The sequence below is a fragment of the Pseudomonas sp. TKO26 genome, from assembly GCF_003225665.1.
GTDB lineage: Bacteria > Pseudomonadota > Gammaproteobacteria > Pseudomonadales > Pseudomonadaceae > Aquipseudomonas > Aquipseudomonas saponiphila.
In genome coordinates this window covers 185,409-197,782 of the sequence record NZ_QKLN01000005.1, presented here as the reverse complement: position 1 = coordinate 197,782, position 12,374 = coordinate 185,409, and the positions used below count along the sequence as shown (strand labels likewise).

The window sequence follows — 12,374 nt, the reverse complement described above, 5'->3', positions numbered from 1 at the left end:
GGCTTGCCAGCGACGAAGCCTCAGCACTCGGCGCCAGGCTGATGGGCACTTTCGCCGGCAAGCCGGCTCCTACACAGAGACCGGCGGGCCATCGCTGAATTGCAGGGCCGCCAGGCGCGCATACAGCGGACTGTTGGCGATCAGTTGCTGATGAGTCCCCACCGCCACCAGCTTGCCCTGCTCCATCACTGCAATGCGGTCGGCATTCTTCACCGTGGCCAGGCGATGGGCGATCACCAGAGTGGTGCGGTCCTTCATCAGGCTGGGCAAAGCCTGCTGGATCAGATGCTCGCTCTGCGCATCCAGGGCGCTGGTGGCCTCATCCAGCAACAGGATCGGCGCGTCCACCAACAGCGCCCGGGCTATGGCCAGGCGTTGCCGCTGGCCGCCGGAGAGCCCCATGCCGCCATCTCCCAGATGGGTTCGGTAACCATCGGGCATCTGCTCGATGAACTCGTGGGCATAGGCGATCCTCGCCGCTTCCTGAACCTCCGCCAGGGTCGCGCCAGGCTTGCCGTAGCGGATGTTCTCTTCGATGCTGCCGTAGAACAGCGCCGGGTTCTGCGACACCAGGGCAAAACAGCGGCGCAGATCCTGCGGGTCGAGCTGGGTCAGGGGGACGCCGTCCAGCAGTATCCGCCCCCGCTGTGGATCGTAGAAACGCAGCAACAGGTCATAGAGCGTGGATTTGCCCGCTCCCGAAGGTCCCACCAGTGCCAGGGTTTCCCCGGCGCGCACCGTCAGCGTCAAACCGTCGACAGCATAGCGATCAGGCCGCGACGGGTAGGCGAACCCCAGGTCCTCCAGTTGCAGATCACCACGCACCCGCGCCGGCAGGCTCACCAGTCCGCTGTCGGGCGGCTGGATGCTGCTGTCCGCCCGCAGCAATTCGGCAATGCGTTCCGCCGCCCCCGCGGCCCGCTGCAACTCGCCAATCACTTCACTCAAGGTGCCGAAGGCACTGCCGACGATCAGGCTGTAGAAGACGAACGCCGCCAGTTCACCGCCGGAAATGCGCCCGGCAATGACATCCATGCCACCGACCCAGAGCATCACTCCCACCGCCCCCAGGACCAGGACAATCACCAGGGTAATCAGCCAGGCACGCTGGACGATGCGCTTGCGCGCCGTATCGAAGGCCTCCTCCACCGTCACGGCGAAACGCTGTTCGTCCTGGACCTGGTGGTTATAGGCCTGGACCGTCTTGATCTGGCCCAGGGTTTCCGAGACGTAGCTGCCAACATCGGCGATCCGGTCCTGGCTCAGGCGCGACAGACTGCGGACCCGGCGACCGAAAATCAGAATCGGCGCCAGCACCAGCGGCAAGGCCACCACCACGATACTGGTGAGCTTGGGGTTGGTGACAAACAGCAAGACAATGCCCCCCAGCACCATCAGCGCATTGCGCAGGAACAACGACAGCGAGGAGCCGATCACCGACTGCAGCAAGGTGGTGTCAGCCGTCAGTCGCGACTGGATCTCCGAGCTGCGATTGTTCTCGTAGAACCCGGGGTGCAGGTAGATCAGGTGGTTGAACACCTGGCGCCGGATGTCCGCCACACAGCGCTCACCGATCCACGACACCAGGTAGAAACGCACAAAGGTGCCTACCGCCAGGGCCAGGACCAGCAGCAGAAACAAGCCAATGGATTGATTCAGCAAATGCGGCGACTGGGTCATGAAGCCCTGGTCCACCAGCAGACGGATGCCCTGCCCCATGGACAGGGTGATGCCGGCAGTGACAATCAACGCCAGCAAGGCGCCCAGCGCCTGCCAACGGTAGGGAGCGATAAAGCGGCTGGCCAGATGCAGCGCCCGGCGGTGACGAGAAGAGAGCATGCAGTTCATCCATTGACGCACCGGCGACTGATCCGCTGCAGCGGCGGCAACGAGATGAATTCGCAGGAACTTTGCTAAATCACAATGAGTCAGGTTGATTATGACCGCTGACACTAGAGCCTAGAGATTATCGGTCTAATCTGTGGCTGGCACTCCCTGGACATTTCTGGTGGAGTGAAGTGGCCGGGTCAGTCCTCGTGGCGGTCTGTAACAGCTTGGTCACCCGGCGATTCTAAAGTAAGCACACAACCTGATGAGGAGACAGGCCATGTCCTTGCAACACAGCAGCAATGACAAGATTCAAGTGATCCGTACCCAGCCAAACCAGTCTCTAGGGTGTGCCATCATCGACGCTCAGGGTCGCGAAGTACCTATTACTGAAGACATGATCCAGAACGCCTGCCGCGAACTGGAAAAGCGACTGGTCAAGCCTGCTCGGCAAGATTGACACATAGCCTCACGTCCTCTTGACCCGGCCTTGTGGCCGGGTTTTTTATGCCCGCGCTTCAGGCTGCGAACGGGCTCAGACCAGATTGGCGCCCAGGGCCCGGACGATCCGGCTCAGCACCGGCGACTCCCCTTGAATCCGCACTTGCAGGCCATCAATTTCGCGGCGCTCCGGGTAATGCTTGCGCAGGCCATCGAAGGCAGTGCGCTGCCGGGCGACATCGTCCACCAGGCTGCGGCGAAAATCCGCATCATCGCGGCGCGGGTCGTACACCGCCCGGCAGATCATCGCCAGGGCCCAGGCCGGGTCGGCATTGGCATTGAGGCTCACTTGCGGCACCCAGGGCGCCGGCAGCAAGCTGGCCAGGCTGACCTGCTCGGCCTGACCCAGGAAGCGGCAATAGGCCTGGTAGATCTGTGCCGTGCCACGCTGCTTGCCGTCCAGGCTGTAACCGGCGATGTGCGGCGTGGCCAGCACGCACAGGTCCGCCAGTTCGCGATCCACGGTCGGCTCCTCCTCCCAGACATCCAGCACCGCCTGCAAATCCTCACGCTGCAGCAGTACTTCACGCAGCGCCCGGTTATCCACCACCGGACCGCGGGCGGCATTGATCAGCCAGGTGCCCTGCTTGAGCCGGTCGAGGCGTTGCCGATCCAGGAGGTGCCAGGTGGCATGCTCGCCGTGGCGGGTCAACGGAGTATGCAAGCTGATGACGTCGCATCGTTCGATCAGTTGCTCCAGGCTGACATAGTCGCCACCTTCTGCCGCCTGACGTTGCGGATCACAGACCAGCACCTGCCAACCCAGGCCGCGCAGGACCTTGATCAGGCGCCCGCCAACTTCACCGGCCCCCACCACGCCATAACAGCGTTGCGCCAGGTCCGCGCCTTCGATCTCGGCCAGGGTCAACAGGCTGCCCAGCACATAGTCCACCACGCCCCGGGCATTGCAGCCCGGGGCACTGGACCAGGTGATACCGGCCTGTTGGAAGTAATCCAGGTCCAGGTGATCGGTGCCAATGGTGCAGGTGCCGACAAACCGCACCGGAGTGCCTTCCAGCAGTTGACGATCGACCTGGGTCACCGAGCGCACCAGCAGCACGTCGGCCTGCTCCACGGCAGCCCGATCGATGGCGCGCCCGGGAAAACGCCGAATCTCGCCAAATCCGGCAAAGAACTCTTCGATCAGGGGAATATTTTCGTCGGCAACAATCAACATGGCAGGCTCCTCGTGCGGAGCCGCAGTTTAGGCGCAGATGCCAGAGCGAGCCAGCACCGCTTGAAGTCCAGCGCCCGTTTGCAGCGCTGGCGCCCTTACAAATCCACAACACTGGATTTTTTCCTGACCACGGCGCCAGCGCGTAGAATGCTGCGTCCTGCGCAACACCACCTATGGACGCAACGCCCCGTGAATTCCGTGACCGACACTCCCACCGCCACTACCATCAGCCGCCCTGCACGGGTTGGTCGCGAACTGCACGACCTGCTGGTCCTGGCCCTCCCCATCATGATTGCCCAGGTGGCCACCACTGCCATGGGCTTTGTCGACGCGGTGATGGCCGGCCGGGTCAGCTCGCGGGACCTGGCGGCCGTGGCCCTGGGCAACTCGATCTGGATTCCGGTGTTCCTGCTGATGACCGGCACCCTGCTGGCCACCACGCCCAAGGTGGCGCAGCGCTTTGGCGCCGGCAAGCTGCACGAGATCGGCCCGGTGGTACGCCAGGCCCTGTGGCTGGCCGTGGTGGCCGGGATCTCGGCGACACTGATGCTGGTCAGCGCCGAACCGATCCTGCACCTGATGAACGTCGATCCCGAACTGATCAAGCCCTGCATGGGCTATCTGCACGGCATCGCCAGCGGCCTGCCGGCGGTGGCGCTGTACTACGTGCTGCGCTGCCTGAGCGACGGCCTGGGACGCACGGTGCCGAGCATGGTCATCGGCCTGTGTGGCCTGGCCCTGAACATCCCCATCAACTACATCTTCATCTATGGCCACTTCGGCGTGCCGGCCATGGGTGGCGTGGGCTGTGGCTGGGCCACGGCCATCGTCATGTGGGCCATGATGCTGGGCATGGCCGGCTGGATTGGCTGGGCGAAGGCCTATCGCAAGATCCAGCTGTTCAGCCAGTTCGACTGGCCGCAAGGGGCAGTGATCGGTCGCCTGCTCAGCGTCGGCCTGCCCATCGGTATTGCGGTATTCGCCGAGTCGAGCATCTTCGCGGTGATCGCCCTGTTGATCGGCAGTCTGGGTGCCACGGTAGTGGCCGGACACCAGATCGCCCTCAACGTCAGCGCCCTGATGTTCATGATCCCCTACTCCCTGGCCATGGCCGTAACCGTGCGGGTCGGCCAGTCTCTGGGCCGTCAGCAACCGCGCGACGCACGCTTCAGCGCCGGGGTCGGCATGGGCGCGGCACTGGCCTACGCCTGCCTGTCGGCAAGCCTGATGTACCTGCTGCGCGAACCCATCGCCTCGATCTACACCAACGACCCGCTGGTGATCCAGGTCGCTTCGATGCTCATCGTCTACTCGGCATTGTTCCAGTTCTCCGACGGCATCCAGGTCACCGCCGCCGGCGCGCTACGGGGTTATCAGGACACCCGGGTGACCATGATCCTGACCCTGTTCGCTTATTGGGGCATCGGCTTGCCGGTCGGCTACGCCCTGGGCCTGACCGACTGGTTCGGCCCGGCGCGTGGCCCGAGCGGCCTGTGGGAAGGCTTGATTGCCGGCTTGACCTGCGCCGCGCTGATGCTGCTGATCCGCCTGACCCGCAGCGCGCGCAAGCAGATCCGCATCAACCGTTCGGCCGGTTAATCGAGCTTCTTGCGAATCCAGTAGAGATAAGTCCCGGCCTCTTCCTGCTGCGCCACCAGTTCGTGGTCGAGAAACACACAGAACTTGGGAATGTCGCGGCGGGTGGACGGGTCGGTGGCTATCACTTTCAACAGCCCGCCTGCCGGCAGGTCACGGATGTGCTGGTGCAGCATCATCACCGGCTCGGGGCAGTTGAGGCCGGTGGCGTCAAGGGTGCCGTCGACCGGCGTATCGATGATTTGACTCATGGTTAACTCCTGAAACAGGCGGGCATTGTCACGCAATGGCGCCATCGGGTCATCTGTTGCCGTCATTCCACACCACCGCCCTCCTGTAGGAGCTGGCTTGCCAGCGAAAGCACCCTCCAGCCTTGTACAGGTGTGGGGCCTTTTTCGCCGGCAAGCCGGCTCCTGCCAGGAGGCGGGTGGTGTTGCGGGTACTACGCCGACTTGGGCTTTTTCACATCCAGGCGCCGCAGGTGGCAGGTCACTTCCTCACGGTCGTGATACAGCTGCTTGCAGCCAATCGCCACACGAATCCCCCGGGCCTTGAAGCCTTCTTCGATGCGTTCCAGCAAACGCTTCACTTCGGCGTAACGCTGCTTCATCGGCAGCTTCAGGTTGACCACCGCTTCGCGGCAATGGCCCTCGCCGATCCAGGTTTCAAGCAGCGCCGCGTTGCGTGCCGGCTTCTCGACGATGTCGCAGACCATCCAGTCCACCGGCTGCCGTGGCTTGAAGGTGAAGCCGTCCGCCATCAAGTGCTGCACCAGGCCGGTATCCATCAGGCTTTCGGCCATCGGGCCATTGTCGACAGCGGTCACCAGCATGCCGCGATTGACCAGTTGCCAGGTCCAGCCTCCCGGCGCCGCCCCCAGGTCAACCCCGGTCATGTCGCTGTGCAGGCGCTCGTCCCATTGATCACGGGGGATGAAGTGGTGCCAGGCCTCTTCCAGCTTCAGGGTCGAACGGCTCGGCGCTTCCCGGGGGAACTTCAGTCGTGGAATACCCATCGGCCACATGGCCGAGTTGCCCGCATCCGCCAGTCCGACGAAAACTTCACGGCCGCTCTTGAAGGTCAGCAGCAAGCGCGGCTTGGCGGCGTCGTCCACCAGCTTGCCGGCAGCGCTCAGGGCCTTGCGCAACGGACCTTCGAACTTCTTGCAGAAGTTCGACAGTTCCTTGCCGTCATTGGTATCCACCACCTCCAGCCACAGGCTGCCGCACTGGGGAAAGTGGGCCAGGTAGGCCAGGATCACGCTGATGCGGTCGGTTTCCGGCAACTCGATGAAGCCGCCACGGGCCCACTGCCGGGGAAAGATCAGCTGCGAGAAGCGCAAGCCCTGCATCAGGCGCTGGGCGCCGTCGTCCTCGGTGCAGATGAACTCGGCACAGGCGCTGCTGGGTTTGGCCTTGGCGTAGCCGGCGACATTCAAGCGGGCAGCGTGATCGGCGATCTCGGAGCAGACTTCGCCCTCGAAACCGGGCCGGCAATGGATAAACAGGGTGTTCATTGAATCTCCTGGGCAAATGGCGACGAATCGATGCGCAAACCTGTCCTGTAGCAAAGCCTGTCACGAAAACCGGCGCATCATAACCGAGTTCGGAACCTTGGACTTGCGCCAGCAGTCCAGTGATTAGCCATAAGCCGCAAACAGAGCTAGGTTAACTCTCTGTCCGTATCACAGGCCCGTAGCCGTGCGGGCCACAAGGAGTCATTCAATGCCATCCCTCGATAGCCTGAAAACCCTTAAAACCCTGAAGGTCGACGACAAGACCTACCACTATTTCAGCCTGCCGGACGCCGCCAAAAGCCTGGGCGATATCGATGCCCTGCCCATGTCGCTGAAAGTCCTGCTGGAAAACCTGCTGCGCTGGGAAGACGACAAGACCGTCACCGGCGCCGACCTCAAGGCCCTCGCCGCCTGGCTCAAGGAGCGCCGCTCCGACCGCGAGATCCAGTACCGCCCGGCCCGGGTGCTGATGCAGGACTTTACCGGCGTGCCCGCCGTGGTCGACCTGGCGGCCATGCGTGCCGCCATGGCCAAGGCCGGCGGCGATCCGCAGCGGATCAATCCGCTGTCGCCGGTGGATCTGGTGATCGACCACTCGGTGATGGTGGACAAGTTCGCCAGCAGTAGCGCCTTCGAACAGAACGTCGACATCGAGATGCAGCGCAACGGAGAACGCTATGCCTTCCTGCGCTGGGGCCAGAACGCCTTCGACAATTTCAGCGTGGTACCGCCGGGCACCGGCATCTGCCACCAGGTCAACCTGGAATACCTGGGGCGCACGGTCTGGACCAAGGACGAGGACGGCCGCACCTACGCCTTCCCCGACACCCTGGTGGGCACCGACTCGCACACCACCATGATCAATGGCCTCGGGGTACTGGGCTGGGGCGTCGGCGGCATCGAGGCGGAAGCGGCGATGCTCGGCCAGCCGGTGTCGATGCTGATTCCGGAAGTCATCGGCTTCAAGCTCACCGGCAAGCTCAAGGAAGGCATCACCGCCACCGACCTGGTGCTGACGGTGACCCAGATGCTGCGCAAGAAGGGGGTGGTGGGCAAATTCGTCGAGTTCTATGGCGATGGCCTGGCCGACCTGCCCCTGGCGGACCGCGCCACCATCGCCAACATGGCACCGGAATACGGCGCCACTTGCGGTTTCTTCCCGGTGGACGACATCACCCTGGATTACCTGCGCCTGTCCGGGCGCCCGAGCGAACTGGTCAAGCTGGTGGAGGCTTACAGCAAGGCCCAGGGCCTGTGGCGCCTGCCGGGCAAGGAGCCGGTATTCACCGACAGCCTGGCCCTGGACATGGGCAGCGTCGAAGCCAGCCTCGCCGGACCGAAACGGCCACAGGACCGGGTGGCGCTGCCCAACGTGGCCCAGGCTTTCAGCGACTTTCTCGACCTGCAGTTCAAACCCGCCAGCAAGGAAGAAGGCCGCCTGGAAAGCGAGGGCGGCGGCGGTGTGGCGGTGGGCAATGCCGATCTGGTGGGCGAAGCCGACTACCTGGATGCAGGCCAGACCTATCGCCTGAAAAACGGTGCGGTGGTGATTGCCGCCATCACCTCCTGCACCAACACCTCCAACCCCAGCGTGATGATGGCCGCCGGACTGGTGGCCAAGAAAGCCGTGGAAAAGGGCCTGCAACGCAAGCCCTGGGTCAAGAGTTCACTGGCTCCCGGCTCCAAAGTGGTGACTGACTACTACAAGGCCGCGGGCCTGACGCACTACCTGGATCAGTTGGGCTTCGACCTGGTGGGTTATGGCTGCACCACCTGTATCGGCAACTCCGGACCGCTGCAGGAGCCGATCGAAAAAGCCATTCAGCAGGCCGATCTCACCGTGGCTTCGGTGCTGTCGGGCAACCGCAACTTCGAGGGCCGGGTACATCCTCTGGTAAAAACCAACTGGCTGGCCTCGCCACCGCTGGTGGTGGCCTATGCCCTGGCCGGTACGGTGCGCATCGACCTCAGCAGCGACCCCCTGGGGCACGGCAAGGACGGCCAGCCGGTATACCTGCGGGACATCTGGCCCAGCAGCCAGGAAATCGCCGACGCCGTGGCCCAGGTCAACACCCGGATGTTCCACAAGGAATACGCCGAAGTGTTTGCCGGTGATGCCCAGTGGCAAGCCATCGAAGTGCCCCAGGCCGCCACCTACGTCTGGCAGGACGACTCGACCTATATCCAGCACCCGCCGTTCTTCGAGGACATCGCCGGCCCGCTGCCGTCCATCAAGGATGTCAGCGGCGCGCGGATACTGGCCCTGTTGGGAGACTCGGTGACCACCGACCACATCTCCCCCGCCGGCAATATCAAGGCCGACAGCCCAGCCGGCCGCTACCTGCGGGACAAGGGTGTGGAGCCACGGGACTTCAACTCCTACGGCTCAAGGCGTGGCAACCACCAGGTGATGATGCGCGGCACGTTCGCCAATATCCGCATCCGCAACGAAATGCTCGGCGGCGAGGAAGGTGGCAACACGCTGTACATCCCCACCGGCGAGAAGCTGGCGATCTATGACGCGGCCATGCGCTACCAGGCCGACGGCACGCCGCTGGTGGTGATTGCCGGCCAGGAGTACGGCACCGGCTCCAGCCGCGACTGGGCCGCCAAGGGCACCAACCTGCTGGGGGTCAAGGCGGTGATCGCCGAAAGTTTCGAACGGATTCACCGCTCCAACCTGGTGGGCATGGGGGTCTTGCCCTTGCAGTTCAAGCTGGATCAGAACCGCAAGAGCCTGAAGCTCACCGGCAAGGAAACCCTGGACATCCTCGGTCTGAGCGATGTGGAACTGACACCGCGAATGAACCTGCCCCTGGTCATCACCCGCGAAGATGGCAGCCAGGAAAGAATCGAGGTGTTGTGCCGCATCGATACCTTGAATGAAGTGGAGTACTTCAAGTCCGGCGGGATCCTGCACTACGTGCTGCGGCAATTGATTGCATCCTGATCCGCCACGAAAACAGACACCGCCTGCGGGCGGTGTTTTTCGTCGGGCTGTCGAACAAGACTCAGCTGGTTATACTTGCCGCCCGCCGGAACTGACCGACCGGTCGCAAAAACGACTACAGATCCGGCGCTGTACCACGTCTCTGCAATACCCATTCTTCGCAACAAGGATTCCACATGACCGCTCTGCCATGGATGTATCTGGCACTCCTTTCCATTGGCTACGCACTGGCCCTGAGCTATGGCCAACTGGGGCTGCTGGCCGCCCTTTCGATCCTCCTCCTGCTGTGTGCCGGCCTAGCCGTGCGCCAGCAACGCAGTCGGGTCGGCCAGTATCTGGGGCACGGCCTGTTCGTGGTACTCGCCCTGGCCCTGGCCATGCACTGGCTGCCTGGCTTCTACAACGGCCGGGCCATCGACCCGCAACGTTTTACCGATGATGCCGTGCCGTTTTCCATGTACCTGAACCAGGACAAGCCGCTGATCGGCTTCTGGCTGCTGATGGCGTGCCCATGGATCGTTGGCCGGCGCTCGTTGCGCCTGTCGCTCTACGCGACAGTCCTGGCCCTGACGCTGTGCGCGGTAGCCGCATTGGGCGGCGCTCTGTTGCTGGGGATCATCAGCTGGGCCCCGAAGTGGCCGGATCAGGCCTGGCTGTGGGTGCTCAACAACCTGCTGCTGGTGACCCTGGTGGAGGAAGCGCTGTTCCGTGGCTACATCCAGGGCGGCCTGAGCCGACGCTTCAAGGCGCTGCCCTACGGCGAGAATCTGGCGCTGCTGTGCGCGGCCCTGCTGTTCGGCCTGGTACACCTGGGCGCGGGGTGGCAATGGGCCCTACTGGCAGGCATCGCCGGGGTCGGCTACGGTCTGGCCTATCGTTCTGGCGGCCTGAGCGCGGCGATTGCCACTCACTTCGGTCTCAATCTGCTGCATTTCGGCTTGTTCACCTATCCGATGCTGGCCGGATAAGCGGCCAGTCATTTAGCCAAACCAGTACTTCAGACGTATTGACTGCCAAGGAAGAAGGTCAATGATTAGCCCCTCGCCAACGCCTGCTGAAACCCACAGGCGTTTTTTGCAAGCGACACATTCTGCCAATAAGACCCAGCGCCGATTATTGAAAAATAATTTCAATAATCGTTTGAAGCGGCCGACAACCCATCAAAGCCTTGCGGATTGAAAAACCATGCGTAATAACCAGCCTGTCACTCAGCGCGAACGTACCTTCCCGGCTCAACAACGGTTGATTTCCACCACCGACGCCAAAGGCGTGATCACCTACTGCAACGACGCCTTTGTCGAGATCAGTGGGTTCTCCCGTGAAGAACTGGTTCGCGCACCGCACAACCTGGTCCGTCACCCCGATGTGCCGGCGGCAGTGTTCGCGCACATGTGGGGCACCTTGAAACAAGGCTTGCCATGGATGGGCATCGTCAAGAACCGCTGCAAGACCGGCGACCACTACTGGGTCAACGCCTATGTAACGCCGGTGTTCGAAGGCAACCAGGTGGTGGGCTACGAATCGGTACGGGTCAAGCCTACCGCCGAGCAGGTGCGCCGCGCCGAAGCCCTCTACCAACGCATCAACACCGGCAAGTCGGCCATTCCCAAGCGTGACAAGTGGTTACCGGTACTGCAGGACTGGCTGCCGTTCATTCTGGTCAGCCAACTGAGCTTCATGATCGGTGCCTGGCTCAACTCCCATTGGGGCTTTGCCCTGGCGGCGGCGCTCTCGGTGCCACTGGGCCTGCTGGGCCTGGGCTGGCAGCAACGAGGCCTCAAGCGCCTGTTGCGCCTGGCCGAGCAGACCACCTCCGACCCGCTGATCGCCCAGATGTACACCGACAGCCGCGGCGCCCAGGCACGTCTGGAAATGTCGATCCTGAGCCAGGAAGCGCGCCTGAAGACCTGTCTGACCCGCCTGCAGGACACCGCCGAGCACCTCAACGAGCAGGCCCGCCAGTCCGACACCCTGGCCCACAACAGCTCCAGCGGCCTGGAGCGTCAGCGGGTCGAGACCGAGCAGGTGGCCACCGCGGTCAACCAGATGGCCGCCACCACCCAGGAAGTGGCCAGCCACGTACAACGCACCGCCGACGCCACCCAGGAAGCCAATCGCCTCACCGGCCGCGGCCGGGACATCGCCGGGGAAACCCGCGAAGCCATCCAGCGCCTGTCGGTGGTGGTGGGCGAAACCGGCCTGACCGTGACCCAGCTGGCCAAGGACAGCGACGAGATCGGCGGCGTGGTCGATGTGATCAAGGGCATCGCCGACCAGACCAACCTGCTGGCCCTGAACGCGGCCATCGAGGCGGCACGCGCCGGGGAAATGGGTCGCGGCTTTGCCGTGGTCGCCGATGAAGTGCGCCAGCTGGCGCAACGCACCAGCGAGTCCACCGGACAGATCCACACCCTGATCGCCAAGCTGCAGCAAACCGCCGCCACTGCAGTGCAGACCATGGACGCCGGTCATCGCCAGGCCGAAGAAGGCGTGGCGCGGGTGCTGGAAGCCGACCAGGCGCTGGTGGGCATCAGCGAAGCGGTAGCGAATATCACTGACATGACCACCCAGATCGCTGCTGCTACCGAAGAGCAAAGCTCGGTGGCCGAAGAGATCAGCCGCAACATCAGCACCATCGCGCAACTGGCGGACCAGACTTCGGAGCAGGCCCAGCACTCGGCCGAGCTCAGCGAAGCCCTGACCCGCACCGCGCACACCCAGTACTCGCTGGTGGAACGCTTCAACCGCTAAGCCCCCGGGCCGGCGACAAAAAAACCGCAAGCACCGGCTTGCGGTTTTTTTATGCC

Annotated in this window: 9 protein-coding genes; 5 read left to right on the top strand and 4 right to left on the bottom strand. The window is 63.4% G+C overall.

Going from position 1 to position 12,374, the window contains the following annotated elements; all coding sequences use genetic code 11:
• Positions 1–69 precede the first annotated feature (69 nt).
• Complete coding sequence (locus tag DNK59_RS09810) at positions 70–1,848, bottom strand: ABC transporter transmembrane domain-containing protein (RefSeq protein ID WP_177431228.1); 1,779 nt, start codon at positions 1,846–1,848, stop codon at positions 70–72.
• Positions 1,849–2,107: 259 nt separating this feature from the next.
• Between DNK59_RS09810 and DNK59_RS09805 the strand changes: the two genes are divergently transcribed.
• A complete protein-coding gene (locus tag DNK59_RS09805) occupies positions 2,108–2,287 on the top strand; it encodes a PA1571 family protein (RefSeq protein ID WP_011060254.1) in 180 nt (59 codons plus the stop codon).
• A gap of 75 nt (positions 2,288–2,362) precedes the next feature.
• On the opposite strand, the gene pdxB is transcribed toward DNK59_RS09805, so the two are convergent.
• Positions 2,363–3,505, bottom strand: a complete 1,143-nt coding sequence (pdxB, locus tag DNK59_RS09800) for a 4-phosphoerythronate dehydrogenase PdxB (RefSeq protein ID WP_110723072.1) — start codon at positions 3,503–3,505, stop codon at positions 2,363–2,365.
• 189 nt (positions 3,506–3,694) lie between these two features.
• Here pdxB and DNK59_RS09795 point away from each other — a divergent pair, with 189 nt between their 5' ends.
• Positions 3,695–5,104, top strand: coding sequence for an MATE family efflux transporter (locus DNK59_RS09795; RefSeq protein ID WP_110723071.1), 1,410 nt, complete (start codon positions 3,695–3,697; stop codon positions 5,102–5,104).
• On the opposite strand, the gene tusA is transcribed toward DNK59_RS09795, so the two are convergent.
• Positions 5,101–5,352, bottom strand: coding sequence for a sulfurtransferase TusA (tusA, locus tag DNK59_RS09790; RefSeq protein WP_047302965.1), 252 nt, complete (start codon positions 5,350–5,352; stop codon positions 5,101–5,103). The two genes, DNK59_RS09795 and tusA, sit on opposite strands and share 4 nt — an antisense overlap.
• Before the next feature lie 191 nt (positions 5,353–5,543).
• Positions 5,544–6,617 (bottom strand): 23S rRNA (cytidine(2498)-2'-O)-methyltransferase RlmM, encoded by a 1,074-nt coding sequence (gene rlmM, locus DNK59_RS09785; RefSeq protein ID WP_110723070.1) that lies wholly within the window; start codon positions 6,615–6,617, stop codon positions 5,544–5,546.
• Positions 6,618–6,825: 208 nt separating this feature from the next.
• Here rlmM and acnA point away from each other — a divergent pair, with 208 nt between their 5' ends.
• The 3 genes from acnA to DNK59_RS09770 all read left to right on the top strand — a co-directional run bounded on the left by acnA (position 6,826) and on the right by DNK59_RS09770 (position 12,318).
• Entirely contained in the window at positions 6,826–9,567 is a 2,742-nt protein-coding gene (acnA, locus tag DNK59_RS09780; RefSeq protein ID WP_110723069.1) for an aconitate hydratase AcnA, read from the top strand.
• 176 nt (positions 9,568–9,743) lie between these two features.
• Positions 9,744–10,535: a CPBP family intramembrane glutamic endopeptidase gene (locus tag DNK59_RS09775; protein ID WP_110723068.1), complete on the top strand. Its 792-nt coding sequence runs from the start codon at positions 9,744–9,746 to the stop codon at positions 10,533–10,535.
• 217 nt (positions 10,536–10,752) lie between these two features.
• Positions 10,753–12,318: a PAS domain-containing methyl-accepting chemotaxis protein gene (locus DNK59_RS09770; RefSeq protein WP_092316606.1), complete on the top strand. Its 1,566-nt coding sequence runs from the start codon at positions 10,753–10,755 to the stop codon at positions 12,316–12,318.
• The last annotated feature ends 56 nt before the right edge of the window (positions 12,319–12,374 follow it).